This window comes from Corynebacterium nasorum, assembly GCF_022347325.1.
Lineage (GTDB): Bacteria > Actinomycetota > Actinomycetes > Mycobacteriales > Mycobacteriaceae > Corynebacterium > Corynebacterium kefirresidentii.
The window spans coordinates 377,149-399,679 of the sequence record NZ_JAKRDU010000001.1; the positions used below are offsets into that span (position 1 = coordinate 377,149).

19 protein-coding genes are annotated in these 22,531 nt (G+C 57.3%); 7 read left to right on the forward strand and 12 right to left on the reverse strand.

Annotated elements, in window-relative coordinates:
• Positions 1–5: 5 nt before the first annotated feature.
• The 9 genes from MHK05_RS01800 to ctaC form a co-directional block, all read right to left on the reverse strand.
• Positions 6–1,109 carry a glycosyltransferase family 4 protein gene (locus MHK05_RS01800; protein WP_239204395.1) on the reverse strand — a complete coding sequence of 368 codons (1,104 nt, stop codon included), beginning with the start codon at positions 1,107–1,109 and terminating at the stop codon, positions 6–8.
• A complete protein-coding gene (locus tag MHK05_RS01805; RefSeq protein ID WP_239204397.1) occupies positions 1,110–2,153 on the reverse strand; it encodes a C40 family peptidase in 1,044 nt (347 codons plus the stop codon).
• Positions 2,154–2,266: 113 nt separating this feature from the next.
• Positions 2,267–2,896: a C40 family peptidase gene (locus MHK05_RS01810; RefSeq protein ID WP_200288857.1), complete on the reverse strand. Its 630-nt coding sequence runs from the start codon at positions 2,894–2,896 to the stop codon at positions 2,267–2,269.
• A gap of 968 nt (positions 2,897–3,864) precedes the next feature.
• Positions 3,865–5,487 carry a cytochrome bc1 complex cytochrome b subunit gene (gene qcrB, locus MHK05_RS01815; RefSeq protein ID WP_023021177.1) on the reverse strand — a complete coding sequence of 541 codons (1,623 nt, stop codon included), beginning with the start codon at positions 5,485–5,487 and terminating at the stop codon, positions 3,865–3,867.
• Positions 5,487–6,707 carry a cytochrome bc1 complex Rieske iron-sulfur subunit gene (gene qcrA, locus MHK05_RS01820; protein WP_023021176.1) on the reverse strand — a complete coding sequence of 407 codons (1,221 nt, stop codon included), beginning with the start codon at positions 6,705–6,707 and terminating at the stop codon, positions 5,487–5,489. The genes qcrB and qcrA overlap by 1 nt, the downstream gene beginning before the upstream one ends.
• Entirely contained in the window at positions 6,704–7,591 is an 888-nt protein-coding gene (gene qcrC, locus MHK05_RS01825) for a cytochrome bc1 complex diheme cytochrome c subunit (protein WP_049361051.1), read from the reverse strand. The genes qcrA and qcrC overlap by 4 nt, the downstream gene beginning before the upstream one ends.
• Positions 7,592–7,644: 53 nt before the next feature.
• Positions 7,645–8,256 (reverse strand): aa3-type cytochrome oxidase subunit III, encoded by a 612-nt coding sequence (gene ctaE / locus MHK05_RS01830; protein ID WP_432417960.1) that lies wholly within the window; start codon positions 8,254–8,256, stop codon positions 7,645–7,647.
• A gap of 545 nt (positions 8,257–8,801) precedes the next feature.
• A complete protein-coding gene (gene ctaF / locus MHK05_RS01835; protein ID WP_049361050.1) occupies positions 8,802–9,233 on the reverse strand; it encodes an aa3-type cytochrome oxidase subunit IV in 432 nt (143 codons plus the stop codon).
• Between the two features lie 19 nt (positions 9,234–9,252).
• Positions 9,253–10,326 carry an aa3-type cytochrome oxidase subunit II gene (gene ctaC, locus MHK05_RS01840; protein WP_049361049.1) on the reverse strand — a complete coding sequence of 358 codons (1,074 nt, stop codon included), beginning with the start codon at positions 10,324–10,326 and terminating at the stop codon, positions 9,253–9,255.
• A gap of 388 nt (positions 10,327–10,714) precedes the next feature.
• On the opposite strand from ctaC, the gene asnB reads away from it, so the two are divergent.
• The gene (asnB, locus tag MHK05_RS01845) at positions 10,715–12,637 is read left to right on the forward strand and encodes an asparagine synthase (glutamine-hydrolyzing) (RefSeq protein WP_239204399.1); all 1,923 of its coding nucleotides are present in this window, start codon (positions 10,715–10,717) and stop codon (positions 12,635–12,637) included.
• Positions 12,638–12,703: 66 nt separating this feature from the next.
• Here the strand turns inward: asnB and MHK05_RS01850 are convergent, their stop codons facing one another.
• Positions 12,704–13,048: a HesB/IscA family protein gene (locus MHK05_RS01850; protein WP_005324455.1), complete on the reverse strand. Its 345-nt coding sequence runs from the start codon at positions 13,046–13,048 to the stop codon at positions 12,704–12,706.
• Between the two features lie 141 nt (positions 13,049–13,189).
• Between MHK05_RS01850 and MHK05_RS01855 the strand changes: the two genes are divergently transcribed.
• Both MHK05_RS01855 and MHK05_RS01860 read left to right on the forward strand, forming a co-directional pair.
• Entirely contained in the window at positions 13,190–13,882 is a 693-nt protein-coding gene (locus MHK05_RS01855; RefSeq protein ID WP_239204401.1) for a DUF3043 domain-containing protein, read from the forward strand.
• A 12-nt stretch (positions 13,883–13,894) separates the two neighbouring features.
• Positions 13,895–14,689, forward strand: a complete 795-nt coding sequence (locus tag MHK05_RS01860; RefSeq protein ID WP_239204403.1) for a nicotinate-nucleotide--dimethylbenzimidazole phosphoribosyltransferase — start codon at positions 13,895–13,897, stop codon at positions 14,687–14,689.
• A gap of 8 nt (positions 14,690–14,697) precedes the next feature.
• Here MHK05_RS01860 and MHK05_RS01865 read toward each other — a convergent pair whose 3' ends face one another.
• Positions 14,698–15,795 carry a branched-chain amino acid aminotransferase gene (locus tag MHK05_RS01865; RefSeq protein ID WP_275436255.1) on the reverse strand — a complete coding sequence of 366 codons (1,098 nt, stop codon included), beginning with the start codon at positions 15,793–15,795 and terminating at the stop codon, positions 14,698–14,700.
• Between the two features lie 103 nt (positions 15,796–15,898).
• Between MHK05_RS01865 and MHK05_RS01870 the strand changes: the two genes are divergently transcribed.
• From MHK05_RS01870 to thiC, 3 genes are all read left to right on the forward strand, one after another.
• On the forward strand, positions 15,899–17,386 hold the full coding sequence (locus tag MHK05_RS01870; RefSeq protein ID WP_239204407.1) for a leucyl aminopeptidase: 1,488 nt from the start codon (positions 15,899–15,901) through the stop codon (positions 17,384–17,386).
• Between the two features lie 38 nt (positions 17,387–17,424).
• Positions 17,425–17,961 (forward strand): isochorismatase family protein, encoded by a 537-nt coding sequence (locus tag MHK05_RS01875; RefSeq protein ID WP_239204409.1) that lies wholly within the window; start codon positions 17,425–17,427, stop codon positions 17,959–17,961.
• A gap of 424 nt (positions 17,962–18,385) precedes the next feature.
• The gene (gene thiC / locus MHK05_RS01880; RefSeq protein WP_239204411.1) at positions 18,386–20,167 is read left to right on the forward strand and encodes a phosphomethylpyrimidine synthase ThiC; all 1,782 of its coding nucleotides are present in this window, start codon (positions 18,386–18,388) and stop codon (positions 20,165–20,167) included.
• Here the strand turns inward: thiC and MHK05_RS01885 are convergent.
• A complete protein-coding gene (locus MHK05_RS01885; protein ID WP_023021164.1) occupies positions 20,159–20,569 on the reverse strand; it encodes a hypothetical protein in 411 nt (136 codons plus the stop codon). The genes thiC and MHK05_RS01885 overlap by 9 nt on opposite strands.
• Before the next feature lie 125 nt (positions 20,570–20,694).
• Here MHK05_RS01885 and sucB point away from each other — a divergent pair, with 125 nt between their 5' ends.
• Positions 20,695–22,398, forward strand: coding sequence for a 2-oxoglutarate dehydrogenase, E2 component, dihydrolipoamide succinyltransferase (gene sucB, locus MHK05_RS01890; RefSeq protein ID WP_239204413.1), 1,704 nt, complete (start codon positions 20,695–20,697; stop codon positions 22,396–22,398).
• The last annotated feature ends 133 nt before the right edge of the window (positions 22,399–22,531 follow it).

The window sequence follows — 22,531 nt, forward strand, 5'->3', positions numbered from 1 at the left end:
TCACATCAGGACATCAGCCGACGCAATCGCTGGCCCATAATCCGCCAGGTCCAATGAGCTTCTACATGGCGACGCCCCGCTTGCCCCATGCTGAGCCTACGCTGCGGATCAGCCAAAAGAGCCTTTACTGCCTCTGCCAGTTCCTGCACCGATGCGCCATTGACGACGACCCCAGTATCCCCCGTTACTGTTTCCGGTGCTCCGCCAGAGTCTCCGGCGATAACCGGCAGGCCGCACGCTTGGGCCTCCAAGTAGACAATGCCCAAGCCCTCAACATCCAGACCGCCGCCGCGAGTGCGCGCCGGCATGGCAAAGATATCCGCCGCGTGCAAGGCAGTCTCAATGCTTTCTGCTTCTTGAATCACCGCATCCGGGCAGTAGATATCCGCCAGTTCCTCTAGGGCCCGGCGATAGCGCCCGCGCCCGATAAGAAGTAGCTGCGCATCGGGGAATTCTTCGCGTACTAAGGGCATGGCGCGTAGGAGCTGATCCTGGCCTTTGCGGGGTACGAACCGCGATATGCACACGATAGTCGGCCCACTGACACCGAACTCAGCCTTTGCAGCTGCACGTTGCTCCGGTGTGGCCGGGAAAAGTCCTTCTACACTCACGCCGGAAGGCAAATGCTCCCACCGCGGATTCGGCCCAAATGCTCGGCGCAACCGACGCAGGGTGTATTCAGAGATATAAGTAATGACGTCGGCGTGATCACCAATGCGGCGCAGGCACTGCCTGGCGACGGGCAGCATCGACCACCCCACCTCGTGTCCGTGGGTTGTAGCAACCACACGGGTGGCTCCTGCCTCTTTAGCGGCCTTGCCCATCAAGGCAAGGGGCGCAGCTGCACCGAACCACACGATGTCAATGCCCTCGGCGCGGATAATCTCCTGCATGCGGCGCACCGTGGCCGGCGTCGGCAGCATCACTCGGCGAGGCCAACGGATAACCTTGTAGTCCACCGCGGCATCGAATTCCGCCGGCGATTCCTGAGTCGAGGCAAATACCACGACGCCGCGCGGATCTAAGGTTGCTAAAAAATCCCGGAGGTAAGACTGAATCCCGCCGATCTTGGGCGGGAAATCATTGGTTACCAGCAGAACGCGGGCCACTTAGTACCGCGCCGTTCCGGTAATCGGCATGGACTTCAACGGCACCACCTGAACAGGCACGCCATAGGTAGAGGCATGGACCACCTGCCCATTACCGATGTACATACCCACGTGGGTGACACCAGGGTAATAACCCACAATATCGCCCGGCTGCAGGTCCTCAAGCGGTACCGAGGTACCGCCAGCAATCTGAGCCTGCGACGTACGTGGAATCGACTTGCCAATCTGCTGATACGCCCAGAACATCAGCCCAGAGCAGTCAAATTGATCTGGGCCTGCAGCGCCCCAGCCATAAGGTGCACCCAGCTTCGACAGAGCAGCTGAAGCGGCACCATCAGCAACCTCGCCCAAATCCATATCAGGCTTATCGGTACCGCCGAACTGCCCTTCCCAGGCCTGGCGCTGTTGCTCATCGAGGGCGTCTACCTGCTTCTCGATGTCCTCTTGCTGTTTTTCCAGCTCCTCCTTTTCCTTGAGGAGCTTCTCGCGCTGCTCTTCTAGCGCCTTCTTTTCCTCGCGTACCTTAGTAGCGGCTTCAGCAGCCTTGTGCTTTTCTCCCTCCGCCGTTGAAGCGGCGCTCGCCTTTGCATCAAGGGTGCGCTGCGCCTGGCGGGAAAGCGCGCCGAGGTAACCCATGCGCTCAACTGCATCGGAAGGATTTTCTGCAGCCAGCGCTCCCGATACAGCGGAGCGAGAATCGCCGCGGTAGCGCGACTGAGCGAGGTCATCGACGCGGCTCTGCTGCGCGGTCACGTCACCCTTCGCCTCATCCGCCCGAGTTTGCGCCTCAGCGGCTGCGCTCTCAGAATCAGAGACTTCCGCCTGTTTTTCCTCGAGCTTGATTTCTAGCTCTTTTACTTCTTCATTCTTGGCGGAAACCTTGCGCGCAACCTCGCCAACGCGCTCCACCAACGCGTCCATATCTTCCGTGGCGTTTTCCTGTTGCGGCGCCGCTTCCTGCGCAACTACCTGCGAAATCCCAGAAACCGACGACACAGCAAGAGCTGCCACGATTGCAGCTACGGGAAGTACTCGTTTAGACACGTAAGGACCCTTAGACTAAGAGGAATTTAAAAATCGCATCAATTATAGCGGGTTTTACCCCCTAATGCACAACAAAGCCCTCCCACGGAAGGGAGGGCTCTATCCGCAACCTATTAGAAGCGGACAGCGGAGTGAATCGGCATGTAGTTCATGTCGCGCTCCTGAACCGGAACACCGGAGTTCAAAGCGTCAATGATGGTGCCGTGGCCGGTGTAGATGCCGACGTGGGAAGCACCACCGTAGTAAGCGATGATGTCACCCGGCTGCAGCTGATCCAGCGAAACCGGAGTACCACCGGAGGCCTGTGCCTGAGAGGTACGCGGAATCTGCTTGCCAGCCTGAGCGTATGCCCAGCTGGTCAGGCCGGAGCAATCGAAGGCGTTAGGGCCTGCAGCGCCGTAAACGTACGGGGAGCCGATAACGGAGCGGGCTGCTGCCAGCGCCTTCTGACCAACGGTCTGCTGTGCCGGAGCTGCCTGCTTGTGGCCGGCGGCTGCGTAGTTGGTGTTCTGCTGGTCAGAAACCTGGCCCAAAGACGGAACGTAGCGGTCAATGTTCGGGACCTGGTCAATATTCGGGACGTTTTCCAGACCTGCTACCTCGAAGCGGTAGTCAGTATTAGGTACGACGACCTCTGCCGCCTGCGCTACGCCTGGCGCAACGACAGCTGCGGTGGCAGCCAGTGCTGCGGTAGATGCGATTCGACGGGTGTTCTTAATGCCCTGACGACGGTGCTGTGCCATGAGAAAAACTCCAAATCTTCCTGCGCGCCTACTTCTCTACTAAGAGAAGCTCTGACCCTGGGGGACTAGCGTTCGTTGGAAATCCGTTCCTTTAGGATTTCCTCCACTCGGCCCCTCAGTAGGAGGAGCCAGATGCGGCGCTGTAATTCTTCTGTTTAGATTGAGCACCTTTCGGGCGGTAACTCAATGTCTCGAATAGGTTACGAAATCATTACAACCGATGTCCATTCGCACTACCCAATTTTGCTTTGTTATCGGTTCGTTACCTTCCCTTGACCTAGACGAGACTTATCACCCATAGAACGAAATAAGTTCACCGCTAGCAGAACTTATAAACCCACTACCTGCATAAATATCAAAGCTTAGACCACACCGCTCAAAGCCGTATGTTCACAATGCTGACACTCAACAATTAAGCAAGTTCTAATTTGTGACTTTAGCCACTAACACATTTGATGGCCCTATTTAGCCGTAAGTTAACCCCTTCTACTCCACCGCACTGTAGCCCCTTCACGACAGTCGAACCTCCCTACATAGCCGAGCAGTATCGGCCTCTCGCCGCGTACAGATCTTTAACCGAAACCCATAGTGAAGGTCACCGCGAGACTAGAAAATAGGGCGTAACTACAAGGAACTTGAGAAAGCCCCTACAAGAAGCAGCATCGAAGCCTGACTGCCCGTAGGGACAACGCCAAACGAAAACAACAAGCCCGGCTATGAACGCCTGCCGAGGAACTCCATGGACTTCTCACGCGTTTATCGTCTAAACATTGCTCCTCCATGCTCCAAGGCCGCTCACCGCGCAGGGGCTCCATTCCAGTACTCTTTCTGCGCTTCGGCATTACACCTCAATAACAACAGCACCTAGAGAAGTATTGGGCCAGCAAAACGCAAAACCCACCCTTGCTCCTTCAGCAGGAGCAGGGTGGGTCTATGAGCGTGTTTCGAGTAATCCTCAAGAAAAGGGCTTAGATGCGGCCGTTTTCCTCGTCCTCGCGGCGGTTAGCCTCGTTGAGGCGACGGAACATCTCCGCTTCCTCATCGTGGTTATCCGAGTGGATTTCATGGACGCGGTGCATGAGCGCCTCATCGTCAGGGCTAAAGGTGCCCTGAGTCTCGGAATCCGCCAAGCCGAGCTGGTTGAGCTGCTTTGGAACCTGAGCACCTGCGTACTCGAGGGGAACTGGGTGACCATCGGCATCAACCGGGCCGAGCGGCTGGTGAACCTCAATGAAGGCACCATTCGGCATCTGCTTGATAACGCCGGTCTCGATACCGTGCTCCAGAACCTCACGGTCGGAGCGCTGCAGACCAACGCAGATGCGGTAGGTCATGAAGTATGCAATCGGAGGCAAGATGATCAAGCCGATACGACCAACCCAGGTCATCGCGTTGAGCGAAATCTGGAAGAAGTGCGCTACGTGGTCGTTACCACCGGACAGCGTGACCAGCAAGAAGAATACGATGGCAGCTGCGCCGATAGCGGAACGGGTAGGAACATCGCGCGGACGCTGCAATAGGTTGTGGTGTGCATCGTCACCGGTGAACTTCTTCTCCAAGAATGGATATGCCATAAGCAGTACGACCATCAGACCACACAGCAGAGCAACCCAGAACGCGGAAGGAATGGTGTAGTTGCCAATGTAGAGCTCCCAAGCTGGCATGACACGGGCAACACCATCAGTCCACAGCATGTAGATATCCGGCTGAGAACCGGCGGAGACCTGGGACGGGTTGTATGGTCCAAGCGTCCAGATGGCGTTGATGGTCAGCAGACCAGACATCAGAGCAAGTACGCCGGCGACCATCATGCCCATGCCAATTGCCTTGGTAGCAAAGACCGGCATAATGCGGACACCAACGACGTTGTTCTCGGCACGGCCCGGTCCGGGGAACTGGGTGTGTTTCTGGAACCAAACCATAATCAGGTGGGCAGCAATCAGGCCGAGGATGATGCCCGGAATGACCAGAACGTGCAGGATGTAGAAACGATCCAGCATCAGGTCAGACGGGAAGTCACCGCTGAAGATTGCCCAGTGCAGCCAGGTACCGATAATAGGCAGGCCGAGGATGATGGCGGACATGATTCGCAGACCAACACCGGAAAGCAGGTCATCCGGCAGGGAGTAACCGAGGAAGCCCTCGATCATGCCCAGCAAGATGAGTGCGCAGCCGATGATCCAGTTTGCTTCACGTGGACGGCGGAATGCGCCGGTGAAGAAGATGCGGAGCATGTGAGCCACCATGGACATCATGAACAGCAGGGCTGCCCAGTGGTGCATCTGGCGCACAAACAGACCGCCACGAACCTCAAAAGAGATGTCCAGCGCAGTGGCGTAAGCGCGAGACATTTCCACACCGTTCAACGGTGCGTAGGTGCCGTCGTAAATGACCTTCGTAATGGAAGGGTCGAAGAACAACGCCAAGTAGATACCGGTCAGTACAAGAATGATGAAGCTGTACAGCGCCATCTCACCGAGCATGAAGGACCAGTGGGTCGGGAAGACCTTGTTCAGCTGAGTCCTCAGCACACCGGCGGCGCTATAACGCTCATCCATATTGTTGCCCATTTGGGCGAGTTTATTGCTCATTATGACTTACGCTCCCAGAATGCCGGGCCGACAGGCTCAATGAAGTTGCCCTGTGCAACGAGGTAGCCCTCGTCGTCCACCGTGATAGGCAGCTGTGGCAGTGCACGGGCTGCAGGACCGAAGACCGGCTTGCCGTAGTGCAAAGCGTCGAACTGCGACTGGTGGCATGGACACAGGATTCGGTTGGTCTGAGCCTCATAGAGAGAGGTCGGGCAACCGATGTGAGTACAGATCTTGGAGTAGGCGTAGTAGTCGCCGTGGTGGAAGTCTTCTTGACCTTCGCGCTCGATGGCCTTCTGCGCATCGTTGTGACGCAGTCGGATCAACATCACGGCGTTGCGGTTGCCGTGAATTGAGTGCATGTGGTGCTCGTAGACATCGCGCTCGGCATCGTACTTATCGCCATCGTTGACGTCTTCTTCTGCCAGCGGGAAGACGGTCTCCATACCGCCTGCTGCCAGATCCTCCGGACGCACGCGAACCAGGCGGGTAACGCCCTTGGTGCTGTAGTGCTCGCCGGTTTCACCGGAGTGCTTCTCAGCGATGGTACCGGTGTCGCGGGCCAGGTAAAGCTTGACACCTTCATTATGAAGGGTCCAGCCGGAGGTCCACAGAGTTCCGTCACCGGCGTAGTTCAGGTTGTGGCGAACCTTCCATGGGTTCTTGATTGCGCCGCCCAGCGGTGCAATCACAGTCAGGCCGAACAGAACGCCGGCTCCGCCCAACAGCCCCTGAACGGTCTTACGGCGACCAAGGGTGGAAGTCTTCCAAGAATCATTCAGCAACGCGGTCAAGGTACGACGGTCAACCTCTTCGGAAGGACCGTCATGGCGACGCTGTACGGAAATCTCCTCTGGGAGGATCTTCTTAACGTACTGAACAATGGCGATACCCAACGCACAAATTGCGAGTGCGGCGGTAATACCCAGCAAAGGAGTGTAGAGGGTGTGCCAAATGTGGCCCTCCTCCCCTAGCTGCTTGTACTGCCACGGCCAGAACAGGTAAACGCCGAGGAATCCCAGCCCGCCGATGACAGACAGGAAAAGCCAGATGGCGACGTTGCGGCCCGCACGCTTTTCAGCCGGGTCGCCTTCAACCGGGAAGCGCTCCTTGCGGAACGCGACGGTGACATCATCGAGCTCGGTACCTAGAGCAGCGAGTTCATCGTTGCTCATCTTATCGAGCTCAGCATTAGTGTAATTCTTCTTTACATTGCTCATGAGCGCGATCCAATCCACATAGCGGCGGCGCACAGGGCGCTAATGCCGATAATCCACATTGCCAGGCCTTCCGCTACGGGGCCGAGGCTACCAAGGTCCCAACCTGCTGGGGAAGGAGTTTCCTTTGCAGACTTGAGGTAGGCAATGATGTCCTTCTTCTCGTCTGCAGTCAGCTGGCGGTCTGAGAACTTAGGCATGTTCTGCGGGCCGGTCAGCATTGCCTGGTAAATCTCCTGCTCGCTTGCCGGGGCAAGCTCAGGAGCGAACTTACCGGAGGACAGCGCGCCACCCTGACCGGTGAAGTTGTGGCAAGATGCACAGTTCATGCGGAAGAGCTCAGAACCCTTCGCTACGTCTTCTGCTTGGATTTCGCCGTTGTAGTTAGCACCACGCAGGGATTCCTGGGCAACGCTTCCGTCATCGTTGTAAACGATGTCTGCGCCGCCACCATTGGCTGCTACGTATGCAGCCAATGCCAGAGTCTGCTGCTCGGTATAACGCGGAGCCTTGCGCTCTGCCTGCGCATCGTTAGACATCATTGGCATACGGCCAGAGTGCACCTGGAAGTACACGGAACCAGCGCCGATGCCAACGAGGGACGGACCGCGACCTTCGATGCCCTGCAGATTGGCACCGTGGCAAGTGATACAAGCGGTGTCATAGATGTCCTTGCCCTCCTGAACGAGGGCTTGGTCATCTTTTTCCGCCGTGGCGACCTGTGCGTCTGGGGTCAAGGCAGAAGCCAAGACGCCCGCACCGGACAGGCCAATCGCCAAAGCGAAGCCACCGGCGATGGTGCGCTTCGCCTTGCGGCGACGGCGGGTCTTCTTAGCCGCCGCAGTGGTCTGCTCCACTGCCACGGACTGCGAATTGTTATCCATCATTTTCCTTTAGATAACTCGAACACGGGAGGACTGTTTGGGGATAGTGGCCAGTTCTACTGGACCAAGTAAATAACGGTGAAGACGCCGATCCACACAACGTCAACGAAGTGCCAGTAGTAAGACACTGCCATTGCGGCGGTCGCCTGCGCCGGCGTGAACTTGGACTTAGCAACGCGCGCCAGGATGATTGCAAAAGAAATCAGACCTGCGGTCACGTGCGCAGCGTGGAAGCCGGTGATGATGTAGAACACCGAACCGAAGACGCTGGACTGCACAGTCACACCTGCGTGAATCAACTCGGTCCACTCGAATGCCATGATGCACAGGAACACAACGCCCAGTACCAGCGTCACGGTGTACCAGAGTCGAAGCTTGTAAACGTCACCCCTTTCTGCGGCAAACACGCCGAACTGAGAGGTCACAGAAGAAGTAATCAGCACTGCCGTAATGAGGAAACCCATGGGCAGGTTGATATGGGCGGTGTGCTCCGCCCAGTCGCCTTCTTGACCGTTTGCTCGCGAGGTGAACCACATCGCGAACAGTCCGGCAAAGAACATCAATTCCTGAGACAGGAACACGATGGTGCCCACACTGACCATATTTGGTCGGTTCAGTGAGGCAGCACGTGGTGCTGTCATACCTTGGTTAGAAACTACGCTCGTCACAGAGGCCATTATGGCTGTTCTGGGCGGCAAAGTCACCTCAATTCCCCCCGCTATCACTATTCATTTTTGATGCTTTAGCCAGCAGACGTTCAGCTAGTTCCCCGCGATATTTTTATTTTTTCCGCCGGGAACTTTTTGCCCTGCTTTACGACGCCCCATCGATGCAGGTGACAACACACGACGCCCCACGCTTAGAAATTCCCGAGCGCCCCCACCTCAGTAATTCTGACCTGTAGATGCATTAACAAGTACGCGAGATTGATACTTTCTGGAGAGATAAATCACACCCACTCACCACCCCAAACCCGCAGGTCTACAACTTTCGGTCGACCCCCGCGAAAAGATGCCTCTACGTGGCCGAATCGCACAGACGGTTAGGCAACTTCCTTGTTGGATGTGCGGCCACCACCCCACCTCTTAAAAGTTTTTTGGAATCTAGGGAACTTTTTCGTGGAACATCCGACAGCCGATCGCCAAAGCCCTCCTAGCTCCCATAGCTAGGAGGGCGGAGAAGTTTTAGGCGGGGATTTCTTCAGAGTGAAGAACTAGTGCTTTTCCTTTGGCAGACCGTACTGCAGGGAAAGACCGGTGCATGCTGCGATGAGACAGACAGCGCCGAGAGCGATCAACCAGAAGTAGAGGAAGATGATACCCAGGCCAAGGAGGGCGATAGCACCGGTCATAGCCAGCGGCCAGATGGAGCCTGGAGAGAAGAAGCCTAGGATGCCAGCAGCGTCCTCGGTCTCTGCCTCTTCCCAATCCTCTGGCAGGACGTCGCTGCGGTTATCGGTGAAGTGCAGGTAAGCACCAAGCATCATGCACAGCAGGAAGGCGAGGAACATACCCACGATGCCCACCCACTCGGCACCATACAGGTAGCCGTCGTCCTTAACGAAGGTAACGCCGAAGATGTAGACAATCAGCGAGACAAGAAGGTAGGTCGCGATTGAGTAAAAGACTTTCGATGTTGCACGCATTGTGTTGTGTCCTTATCTCTTATGCCGCCGTGTTGACGAAGTTGTCACCATTAGCGGTATCACGCTCGCCGGAGAACGGGTGGGTGGTAACCGCGTATGGGTCCTGACCGATTTCCTTGAGAGCCTCGGCGTTGGTAGCTTCCGGATTGTTCTCGCGGAACTTCATGTACTTGTTGAAGTCCTCTGGGGATACAACGCGGATTTCGAAGTTCATCATCGAGTGGTAGGTACCGCACATCTCGGCACAGCGACCAACGAATGCGCCCTGCTTCTCAATCTTTTCCACCTGGAAGCTACGCTCCTGAGCGTTTGCCTCTGGGTGTGCGTAGACGTCGCGCTTAAACAGGAACTCCGGTACCCAGAATGCGTGGGATACGTCGCCAGAAGCGAGACGGAATTCAATCGCGGTATCGGAAGGAAGAACCAGAACCGGAACCTCTTCGGTAGTACCGACGGTCTCAATCTTGTTGTAGTTCAGGTAGGAAAGGTCGCCCATGGACTTGCCGTGGATTGGGTTCGGGTTATCGATACCCTCTGGGTCGTGAGCAGACTTTTCCGCCTCGGCCTGACGTTCCTTATCAGCACCGTCATAGTTCTCACCGTTAACGTGGTTCTCCGCGTAACCGAACTTCCAGTTCCACTGGAAAGCGGTGACGTCGACGACAACCTTCGGATCCTTATCCAAGGCGGTAACCTTCTGCTGGGTCTGAACGGTAAAGAAGAACAGGCCCATGATGATGAGGATCGGAACGATGGTCAGAACCATCTCAAGCGGTACGTTGTACTGAATCTGGCGCGGGAACTCGCCCTTGCCATCCTTCTTCGCCTTCTTCGCGCTCCAGCGGAAGATAGCGGTGAGGAACAGGCCCCACATAATAAAACCAACGATCCACGCAGCAACCCAGACCCAAATCCAGAAGTTGTACATGGCCTCTGCCTCAGGGGTAATACCCTTTGGCCAACCGAATCCTAGGAGGTTCTCTACAGCAGTTGGCGCCTGAACGTCACAACCTGCCAGAGCGAGTCCACCCAGGGCAAGTGCGCCAGCTACGCCCGCCTTGCGGGCAAAGGTGCGCTTATTACGCTGTCCCACGTGTGTTCTGCCTTTCTGTCCACACAAAACTTCTCGAATACTCACAGAGCACTCTTACCCAATCAGAATAGAGGAAAATTGCCAGATTCCCAGCCTGTTTAAAGGCATAAAAGGGCACCTAGTGCACTCATTTCATATTCTCCTTCTTGTAGGTTACCGCCCCACCTGCACAATGTTCCAACCGGACCCTAAGGTTCCAACTCGGCCATGTGTGTCAATTCACAGCTTGCCCGGGGATACATCAACCGAAAGTTCGCACCCTATCGGGGAAGCTATTTCCAAGGCAGCCAACAGCTTTCCTTAAGCCGTGGCGTGTTCTAGTTTGCACCTCTCGAGCCGTAAAGTGGGTGACTAGCAATAGACGCTTATATTAAGGAGCAATCTTTACATGTGCGGACTTCTTGGCATGCTCGCCGCCACGGGCGACGTAGATAAGTACGTTGACGCGCTAGAACGTTCCCTGCCTTGCATGCGCCACCGCGGCCCAGATGCGGCAGGCACCTGGCACGACGGCGATGCTGCCTTTGGCTTCAATCGCCTGTCCATCATTGACCTAGAACACTCCCACCAGCCCCTTCGCTGGGGCCCGGAGGACCAGCCCGACCGCTACGCCATGACCTTCAACGGCGAAATCTACAACTACGTAGAACTGCGGGAAGAGCTCAAGGGCCTCGGCTATACCTTCCATACCGAAGGCGATGGTGAGCCTATCGTGGTGGGCTACCACCACTGGGGCAAGGACGTGGTCAACCACCTGCGCGGCATGTTCGGCATCGTCATCTGGGACACCCACACTAAGACGATGTTTGCTGCCCGCGACCAATTCGGCATCAAGCCGCTGTACTACGCCACCACCGACGCTGGCACTGTCTTTGCCTCCGAGATGAAGTGCATTCTGGAAATGGCAGACGAGATCGGTCTAGAGCTCAACCTTGACCGCCGCGCCATTGAGTATTACGTCGACCTGCAATACGTCCCGGAGCCGGAGTCCCTCCACGCGAATATCCGCCGCGTGGAATCCGGATGCACCGTTACCCTTCGTCCAGGCGAAGAGGTTGTCTCCGAGCGCTACTTCAAGCCCCGCTTCCCTGTTCAACAGGTAAAGCAAGGTGAAGAGCAGCAACTCTTTAACCGGATTGCGGAGGCGCTGGAGGATTCCGTCGCTAAGCACATGCGCGCCGACGTCACCGTAGGCTCCTTCTTGTCGGGCGGCATTGACTCCACCGCTATTGCCACCCTGGCTAAGCGCCACAACCCTGATCTGCTGACTTTCACCACCGGCTTCGAGCGCGAGGGCTACTCTGAGGTCGATGTCGCGGCAGAGTCCGCGGAAGCTATTGGCGTGGAACACATCGTCAAGATTGTCTCCCCGGAGGAGTATGCCGAGTCCATCCCGAAGATCATGTGGTATCTGGACAATCCGGTAGCTGACCCTTCGCTGGTGCCGCTCTATTTCGTGGCCCAAGAAGCCCGCAAGCACGTCAAGGTTGTTCTTTCCGGTGAGGGTGCGGACGAGCTCTTTGGTGGTTACACCATCTATAAGGAGCCGCTGTCCCTCGCTCCCTTTGAGAAGATCCCTTCCCCACTGCGCCGCGGGTTGGGCAAGCTCTCCCAGGTGCTGCCAGAAGGCATGAAGGGCAAGTCTTTGCTCAACCGTGGCTCGATGACCATGGAAGAGCGCTACTATGGCAACGCACGTTCCTTCAATTTTGAGCAGATGCAGCGGGTTATTCCGTGGGCGAAGCGCGAATGGGACCACCGCGAGGTAACCGCGCCCATCTACGCCCAGTCTGAGGGCTTTGACCCGGTCGCACGCATGCAACACCTGGACCTCTTTACCTGGATGCGCGGTGACATCTTGGTCAAGGCCGATAAGATCAATATGGCCAACTCGCTTGAGCTTCGCGTGCCCTTCTTGGACAAGGAAGTCTTCAAGGTGGCCGAGTCCATCCCTTATGACCTGAAGATTTCCCACGGCACCACCAAGTACGCACTGCGCAAGGCAATGGAGCAGATCGTTCCGGCCCACGTTCTGCACCGCAAGAAGCTGGGCTTCCCCGTGCCGATGCGCCACTGGTTGGCCGGCGACGAGCTCTACGGCTGGGCCCAAGACACCATCAACGAATCCCAGACAGAGGACATCTTCAATAAGAAGGAAGTTCTCGAGATGCTCAAGGAGCACCGCGACGGCGTCTCCGACCACTCCCGCCGTTTGTGGACCGTCCTGTCCTTTATGATTTGGCACGGCATCTTTGTGGAAAAGCGCATCGATCCGCAGATCGAGCAGCGCGACTATCCAGTCAAGCTCTAAGAGCCTTCCACACATACACAAGAGGGTGGGTGCCATCGGCACCCACCCTCTTTGCTGTCCTTCTTTTTAGTTGAAGGAATCGCCACAGGCGCAAGAACCGGTGGCATTCGGGTTATCGATGGTAAAACCCTGGGACTCGATGGTGTCAGCGAAGTCAATCTTGGCACCGGTCAGGTAAGGAACGGACATCTTGTCCACGACGAGGTTTACGCCGCCTACCTGGTCGACCTTGTCACCATCCAAGGTGCGATCATCAAAGTAAAGCTGGTAGCGCAGGCCAGCGCAGCCACCAGGCTGAACGGCAATGCGCAGGGAGAGATCGTCGCGGCCTTCCTGATCAAGCAGCGCCTTTGCCTTAGCGGCTGCTGCTTCAGTCAGAATGACGCCGGTTGCGGAAGCTGGAGCGGTCATCACTTCTCCTCAATAAGTATTGGTTTCGTTGCCACTACCCTACCCGCTTCTTTCAGGTGGGAAAAGGTAGCCCACTGCTACAACATCTACTGGGCCGGGCCTATTCCCCTATTCGCGCCTAAACCTTGTAGTGTGAGGAGCGTGAAACTCCCGTGGCAAAAAGATGACAAGACCTCCACTGAGCCCGCTCCTGCGCAGGACAAGGCGCAGGAAGACATTCAGAAAGAGCCCCAGCGCAAGGGCTATACCCCACCGAAGGGTCGTCCTACGCCAAAGCGCTCCGAACAAGAGATCGCGCGCGGCGTAAAGCGCGATCCCCATGGCATGTCCGAAGCACAGCGTTACCAGCACCGCAAGGACATGAAGAAGTCCATGAGCAAGGACGAGTGGAAGGAATATAAGAAAAAGGAGCGCCAAGAGCGCCAGCAGGCCAACCGTGAGCAGCAGGCCCGCATGGCTGACGGTGATCCGCGTTTCCTTCCCGCTCGCGATCAGGGCGCAGAACGCGCCTATGTGCGCGATTGGGTAGATGCGCGCCGCAGCTTGAGCAATTGGGTTATGCCAATGGCCCTAGTTCTCATCGTGGTCGTGTTCTTGACTTACGCGGTACCAAGCATCGCGACGGTCATTAACGCGGTGGCGATGGTTATCCTCATTATCTTTGCCATCGAGGGCATCATCTTGGCCCGCCGTTGCAATAATGCCGTGCGTACCAAGTTCCCTGGCACCACTGAAGCCGGCTTTAGCCTGGGCTTTTATGCATATTCCCGCGCCAGCCAGCCGCGCAAGTGGCGCATTCCGCGCCCCCGCGTGGAGCTCGGTGCTGACGTTTAGGGAGATGTGCTCATGGCCATTCCGCAGCCCGATTCTCAGGCACGTACCGCACACGACGCACAGCTCGCGCCTTATGGGCGCCTGACCGAAGCCGCCCAATGGCTAGCCGCCTGCCAAGGCAGCGCCCCCGCTCAGGAGCCGCAGCGTATACGAGCCATCGTCTTTGCTGAGCAGGAGACCCAGCTACCGGCTCCCGAGACCGCTGCGCGTCGGGCCGGGGCCGGACTTAATGTAGTCACGGTGACGGATCTATCCCAGGCATATGACTTAGGAGCCGCTACCGCAGATGCGGAAATTGATGCCGGTGCGGACCTACTGATTCCCGGCGGCGTGGAAAGCGCCCGCGTCCCCGCCGTGGTCATGGCGACGATGACGCAGACGGAGCCGGTAGTGATCGTCGGCAAGCAGCCCAGCGTGGAAGACTGGAAGCGAGAGGTCTCTGCCATTCGAGATGCTATGTTCCGCGCCCGCAACCTCGAGGGCATGGAGCTCGTAGCCTCCTGCCAGTCTGCGGTGCTGGCCGCTGCGGTGGGGTTCATTACCCGAGCCGCGGAGCGTCGCACTCCCTTGCTTATCGATGCCCCCTTGACCGCCACCGCTGCCCTCCTTGCCGAGCGCGACAACCCTGGCGTGAAAGAGTGGCTCTTCGCCACTACCCTATCCGCCGCCCCTGCCCACGAGCTGGCGCTAGGAAAATTGGGGCTCCAGCCACTGCACCAACTGGCAATGGAGCCGGAACCCACCCTCGGCGCCCTAGCGGCGCTGCCGATGCTACTTACCGGAGTCGAGATCGCCGCAGACGCCTAAGCCGCGGCCTATTTCACCAGGGTATGCAGCCAGCCATGGGTATCTTCCACAGCACCGCGCTGAATTCCGGTTAGGTGCTCGCGCAAGGTCATGGTGATCTCGCCTGCTTCATTGCCATTGACCTGGAAATCGGCGGAATCGCCCAGCACGTGGCCCACCGGGGTGATAACCGCGGCAGTACCGCAGGCAAAGGCCTCCGACATTGCGCCGGATTCTGCATCGCGCTGCCATTCCTCGGCCGTAATGCGGCGTTCGGTGACCTTGTAGCCCAGGTCTTGGGCAACTTGCAGAAGAGATTCGCGCGTGATGCCCGGCAACAAGGAACCGGATAGTTCTGGCGTAACAGTCTCCACATTCTCGCCGGAGCCATAGACAAACATGAGGTTCATTCCGCCCATTTCTTCGATGTAGCGGCGTTCAATAGCGTCCAACCAGACCACCTGGTCACAGCCCTTTTCATCCGCCTGAGCTTGGGCCAATAGCGAGCCCGCATAGTTGCCCGCAAACTTGGCCGCGCCGGTGCCGCCGGGCGCTGCGCGCACGTAGTCGGTGGACAGCCAGACGGATACCGGTTTGATGCCACCACTGAAGTAGGAACCCGCTGGGGAGGCTATAAGCACGTAGCGGTAGGACTTGGCCGGGTGAACCCCCAAGGAAACCTCGGTGGAGATCATAAAGGGACGCAGATACAACGCCGCTTCTCCACCGGCTTCCGGTACCCAGTCCTTATCTACTTCCACCAACTGGCGCAAAGACTCAATAAACTCCTCCTGCGGCAGCTCCGGCATAGCCAAGCGTTCAGCAGAGTTGATAAACCGCTGGGCATTATGGTCTGGACGGAAGGTGGCAATGGAATCATCGGGCTGACGATAGGCCTTGATGCCTTCAAAGATTGCCTGCCCGTAGTGGAATACGTTGCTTGCCGGTTCCATTGTCATCGGCCCGTACGGTCTTACCTGAGCATTGTGCCAGCCCTTTTCTTCGGTCCAATCAATGGTGACCATGTGGTCCGTAAAGTGCTTGCCAAAGCCGGGGTTGGCGAGGATTTCGCTCAATTCCTCCGCAGACGTGGGATTATCGGTCCGAGTAATCGTGTAATCAAGCATGCCCACAATCTACCCCTTTATCTATAGCGAGGCAGGAATAAGTTCACCGCTGCGCGGTACAGTAGAGGGAAGATTGATAAGCCTTTTTATAAAGGAGGACACTATGGCACAAAACGAATTGCCCGCACGCGGTCACTTTCCCAAGCTAAAGCTGGGGAAGAAGGTTCCAAAGAAGGCGGACGCACTACTAATTGCTGCGTTCGAGGGCGAAGGCGGGCTAGAACTGCCGGGCACCGAGTTGCTAGGGGCTGCCGCACTGCGCTCCACCTACGAAGCACTGGTGGCCGTAGGGGCTTCCGGCACCGCCGGCGAGGTCACGCGAGTACCGGCTCCAGCTAAGGCTGGCGTAGCCTCCATCATCGCCGTGGGATTGGGCGAAGCAGAAGAAGTAGACGATGAAACGCTGCGCCGCGCTGCAGGCCAGGCCGCCCGCTCCATTACCAAGATTGAACAGGTAGCTACCTCTCTGGGCGATTTTGGCATCGCCCCAGTGGTAGAAGGCCTCATCCTCGGCGGCTATAAGTACTCCGGCCTACGCAGCGAGCCATCTACGGTGCCCACCACCTTTACCGTAGTGGCCGAGAAGTCAGCCCAAGAGGAATTTGAAAACGCGAAGATTACCGCTGAATCCGTTCTTCTCGCCCGCGATCTGGTCAATACTCCATCCAACCTGCTCTACCCAGAAAGCTACGCCGCTTTCCTTTCCGCCCAAGCAGCAGAGGCGGGCCTTGAGGTAGAGGTCTTGGATGAAAAGACCCTAGAAAAGCAGGGCTTTGGCGGCATCCTGGCGGTCGGCCGTGGCTCTGCACGTCCGCCGCGTTTGGTCCGCTTGAGCTGGCGCCCGAAGAAGGCCAAGCGCCACGTCGCGCTGGTGGGCAAGGGCATTACCTTTGATACCGGCGGCATTTCCTTGAAGCCAGGCGCCAAGATGTGGGACATGATTTCCGATATGGGCGGTTCCGCCGCAATGGCCGCTGCCATCATCGCTGCGGCAAAGCTGAACCTCAAGGTGGGTATCACCGCTACCCTGCCCCTGGCAGAAAACATGCCAGGCAGCGATGCCACCCGCCCAGGTGACGTCATCACCCACTACGGCGGCATTACCTCCGAGGTGCTCAACACCGATGCGGAAGGTCGCCTCGTGCTTGCTGATGCCATTGCGCGCGCCAGCGAGGACAACCCTGACTACCTCATTGAAACGGCTACTCTCACCGGCGCCCAGATGGTTGCTCTAGGTGAGCGGACCGCCGGCGTTATGGGTTCCGAGGAATTCCGTGACCGCATGGCCGAAATCGGCCGCGAGGTGGGCGAGAAGGCTTGGGCCATGCCGCTACTGGAGGAACACGAGGAATCGGTAAAATCCGCCAGCGCCGATATCCGTAATATCAACGCTAAGCGTGAGGGCGGCATGGAATATGCCGGCACCTACCTCCAACACTTTGTGGGTGAAGGAATCGAATGGGCCCATATCGATGTGGCCGGCCCTTCCTTCAACACCACTGGCGCTTATGGATACAACCCAAAGATGGGCACCGGCGTGCCCACCCGCACGGTGGTAGCAGCCCTGCGCGAAATTGCTGAATTAAAGTAGCACCACAGCAGGCTTTATGCGATTAAACTCCTAAAGGCATGAAGCCTGCTCTGATTATCGTTGACGTTCAATATGACTTTTGCCCCGGCGGTGCCTTAGGCACCGAACGAGGCAATGAAGTCGCCGCCAAAATCGCGACTCTGCAACAGGATTATGACACCGTCGTAGCCACGCAGGATTGGCATATAGATCCGGGCTCTCACTTTTCGCAGAGTCCGGATTTTGTTGATTCCTGGCCCGTGCACTGTGTAGCCGAGTCCCACGGCGCGGCCATGCATGAGGCTATCGGGCCGTCCCAAGCCTACTTCCGCAAGGGCGAATACACCGCCGCCTATTCCGGATTTGAGGGTGCTGCTAACGGCACCCTGCTTGCTGACTGGTTGCGCGAGCACCACATCGATGCCGTAGACATCGTGGGCATTGCCACCGATCATTGTGTTCGTGCCACCGCTACTGATGCCCTACAGGAGGGGTTCACCGTCCGCGTTCTGCGTGACTATTGCTCCCCGGTAAATGAATCTCGCGGTGAGGTGGCGTTGCAAGAGTTAGCCGCTGCCGGCGCCACGATCTGCTAGGCAAAAGAAAACGCCTGCGGCCCTCGAACCGAAAGTGGTCCGAGGGCCGCAGGCGTCTCTCTACAAGGTGTTTCCATGTATCGGCTAAAACAGCCGCCCTCTGGAAACATGAGGGGTTCTCTCTATCTCTCTCGCATGCGCTCTCTCAAACGCATAAATTCAGTATGGGTTACCGATATTGGATACGGGTGGAAGAATCCTGAAAGTTTCCTGTTGACCTAGCACCACATTCCTTCACCCTCCCACCACGCATCGCTAGGCCTAGACCACATGCGGAAAACCCTGCGCTGGGTGAAGCGTTTGTTATACGGTGATCTGCGTCCCCACGGGTGCCCGAGCACGGGCTGAGAGTGCGCTACAGCTGCGTATCTACCGTTCGAACCTGTTTGGTTAATACCTACGAAGGAAGAGAGGAGAGCCTGCCATGACGGCTGCCCCAGAAAACCACCCCAAGCATTCCTACTCCCCTATTCGACACAACGGTATAGAGGTCCCAGAGACCGAAATCCACTTGGACGATTCCCCTCATGCCCCTAACGAGCCCTTCCGCGTTTACCGCACGCGTGGTCCTGAATGCGCACCGGAGCAGGGGCTTCCGGCGTTGCGCACCGAGTGGATTCAAAAACGCGCGGATACCGAAGAATACCAAGGCCGCAACCGAGAGCTCGCTGATGACGGCCGCGCCGCACAGCGCCGCGGTGCTGCCTCCCAAGAATGGAAGGGCTCTAAGCGCCTGCCGCTTAAGGCGAAGGCAGGCCAACGCGTTACGCAGATGCATTATGCCCGCCAGGGAATTATTACCCGAGAAATGGAATTTGTAGCTCTGCGCGAGCATTGCGATGCGGAATTCGTACGTCAGGAGGTCGCTCGCGGCCGCGCGATTATTCCCAATAATGTCAACCACCCCGAGTCCGAGCCCATGATCATTGGCCGCAAATTCCTTACCAAGATTAACGCCAATATCGGCAACTCAGCGGTAACCTCCTCCATCGATGAGGAAGTATCCAAACTGCGCTGGGCTACCCAATGGGGTGCGGATACCGTCATGGACTTGTCTACGGGTGACGATATCCACACCACCCGTGAGTGGATCTTGCGCAACTCTCCGGTTCCCATCGGCACCGTCCCGATTTACCAAGCATTGGAAAAGGTCAATGGCATAGCGGAGGACCTCACGTGGGAGATCTTCCGTGATACCGTCATCGAGCAATGCGAGCAGGGCGTGGACTATATGACGATTCACGCTGGTGTGCTTTTGGCCTATGTGCCTTTAGCTAGCAATCGCGTGACTGGCATTGTAAGCCGCGGCGGCTCGATTATGGCGGGCTGGTGCTTGGCCCACCACAAAGAATCTTTCCTTTACGAGCACTTTGATGAGTTATGCGAGATTTTTGCGCAATACGATGTTGCATTTTCGCTTGGCGACGGCCTGCGTCCCGGCAGCCTAGCCGATGCGAACGACGCAGCCCAGTTCGCTGAGCTTAAGACGATTGGCGAACTTACCCGCCGGGCTTGGGAGTATGACGTCCAAGTCATGGTGGAAGGCCCTGGCCATGTCCCGCTCAACATGATTCAAGAAAATAACGAGCTCGAGCAGGATTGGGCCTCTGACGCGCCCTTTTATACTCTCGGCCCGCTAGTTACCGATATCGCTCCCGGCTATGACCACATCACTTCTGCCATCGGCGCCGCCCATATCGCTATGGGTGGCACGGCGATGCTGTGCTACGTGACTCCGAAAGAGCACTTGGGCCTACCCAACCGAGATGACGTAAAAACTGGTGTCATTACCTATAAGATTGCCGCGCACTCCGCGGACGTGGCCAAAGGTCATCCTGGCGCCCGTGCCTGGGATGACGCGATGAGCAAGGCCCGCTTTGAATTCCGCTGGAATGATCAGTTTGCGCTTTCCCTCGATCCGGAAACCGCGCAGGCTTACCATGACGAAACCTTGCCTGCCGAGCCAGCAAAGACCGCCCACTTTTGTTCCATGTGTGGCCCCAAGTTCTGCTCTATGCGCATCAGCCAAGACATTCGGGATATGTTTGGCGGGCAGATGGCCGAGCTAGGCATGCCAACGCTAGGTGAGCAAGTCCGCGAGGCCGTCGACGGCACTGCACCGGAGAAAGGCATGCAAGAAAAGTCTGCCGAATTCCGCCGCCGCGGCTCCCAGGTCTACCTACGTGAAGAGAGCGATCTAGCTTAATTCAGTCCCCGTATCGGGGTTCTCGCCGCGCTCGAACCGGGCGCGGCGTTTTCTTTGTTCTTCCCTTTTACGCAGAATGCGGTTTCGCTCCAGGCGTTCACGCATGCGCTGCGGGTAGCCGGTTTCTTCCACGTCATAAATATCGCAGCTCAATAATGCGGCCACCGCGTCGATACCCTTTGGCCCGCCGATGCGACGGCGGATGAACTCGCCGTTTTCATCGACAACGACAACCGACATCTCGTTGACCACTGTTTCCGGCTCCACAAAGGCCTCTACATACATTCTTCCGGCGGCCCACTGTTGCAAATCCTGCGCGTCTTCTGGGCGGATGGTCTCCCCCGGTCCGCGGGGTGGTCGCAGTGACGATCTGGACTTGTTGCGGCGGAAGGGGTTGAACATAATTCCCTAGCTTACCCGGAAGGAGGGTAGTTACTAACCCCACATCTGCACGAGGGTGAGCATCACGCTGTAAGATTGTCGGGTAGCGATAGAACACTTCCAACTTTCGAGGAGTCTTATAACTCATGGCGAACTCCGTTGAGATGCCCGAGCTGGGCGAATCCGTAACCGAAGGCACCATCACGCAGTGGCTCAAGTCCGTCGGCGACACCGTCGAAGTAGACGAGCCTTTGCTCGAGGTCTCCACCGACAAGGTCGATACCGAAATCCCCTCCCCCGTAGCCGGCACCATTATTGAAATTAAGGCTGACGAGGATGACACCATCGAGGTTGGCGAGGTCATTGCCATCATCGGTGACGAGGATGAGGCAGGCTCCGCATCCAACGACTCCTCCGCTGACAAGGACGAGGAAGAAGCAGAAGAAGCTCAGGTAGAGCCAAAGGCTGACTCTTCTAACGGCGGCTCCGGCGACGCATCCGACGTGGAAATGCCAGAACTTGGCGAGTCCGTCACCGAAGGCACCATCACCCAGTGGCTCAAGTCCGTCGGCGACACCGTCGAAGTAGACGAGCCACTGCTCGAGGTCTCCACCGACAAGGTCGACACCGAAATTCCATCCCCAGTAGCAGGCACCCTGGTAGAAATCCTCGCCGACGAAGATGACACCATCGAGGTAGGCGCAGTCATCGCCCGCATCGGCGATGAAAACGCCACCGCATCCTCCTCCGACTCCAAGCCAGAACCAAAGGCCGAAGAAAAGAAGGAAGAGGAAAAGAAGGAAGAGCCAAAGGCTGAGGAAGAGAAGAAGCCGGAGCCAAAGGCAGAGGACAAGAAAGAAACCCAGCAGGATTCTTCTCTCAATACCTCCGCGAAGGTCAACAACGGCGACAACGTTCCTTATGTCACCCCACTGGTACGCAAGCTGGCTGATAAGCACGGCGTAGACCTCAACAACGTTGAGGGCACCGGCGTCGGTGGTCGTATCCGCAAGCAGGACGTGCTTGCTGCTGCTGGCGAGGGAGACGCACCTGCCAAGTCTGGTGCGCAATCCGATAACTCCCCACGCGCTCGTTGGTCCACCAAGTCTGTGGATCCGGCCAAGCAGGAGCTTATCGGCACCACCCAGAAGGTTAACCGCATTCGCGAAATCACCGCTTCCAAGATGGTAGAGGCGCTGCAGATTTCCGCACAGCTTACCCACGTGCAGGAAGTCGACATGACTGCCATCTGGGATATGCGCAAGAAGAACAAGCAGGCATTCATCGACAAGCACGGTGCCAACCTGTCCTTCCTGCCATTCATCGTAAAGGCTACCGCTGAGGCCCTAGTCTCCCACCCGAACGTCAATGCGTCTTATAACCCAGAGACCAAGGAGATGACCTACCACGCGGATGTCAACATCGCTATCGCTGTTGATACTCCGAAGGGTCTGCTCACCCCGGTCATCCCCAAGGCACAGGACATGACCCTGCCACAGATCGCGCAGCAGATTGCGGAGCTGGCTGATAAGGCCCGCAATAACAAGCTGAAGCCGAACGATCTGACCGGTGCTACCTTCACCGTGACCAACATCGGTTCCGAGGGCGCCATGCTCGATACCCCGATCTTGGTTCCGCCACAGGCCGGCATTCTGGGTACCGCAGCCATTGAGAAGCGTCCGGTGGTTGTCAACGAAAACGGCCAGGATGCTATCGCCATCCGCCAGATGTGCTACCTGCCATTCACCTACGACCACCAGGTGGTTGACGGTGCGGACGCAGGCCGCTTCATCACCACCATCAAGGATCGCCTGCAGACCGCGGACTTCCAGGCAGACCTCGAAGTCTAAAGGTTCTATCGCCGCTTAAAGCCTTCCAGCCCCACCGCGGGGCTGGAAGGCTTTTGCCATGTCTGGGGTGCCAAGTGGGGATGATAGATCCGCCTTGAGCCGAACCATCCATCCCGTTTTATTCGAGGCTTTT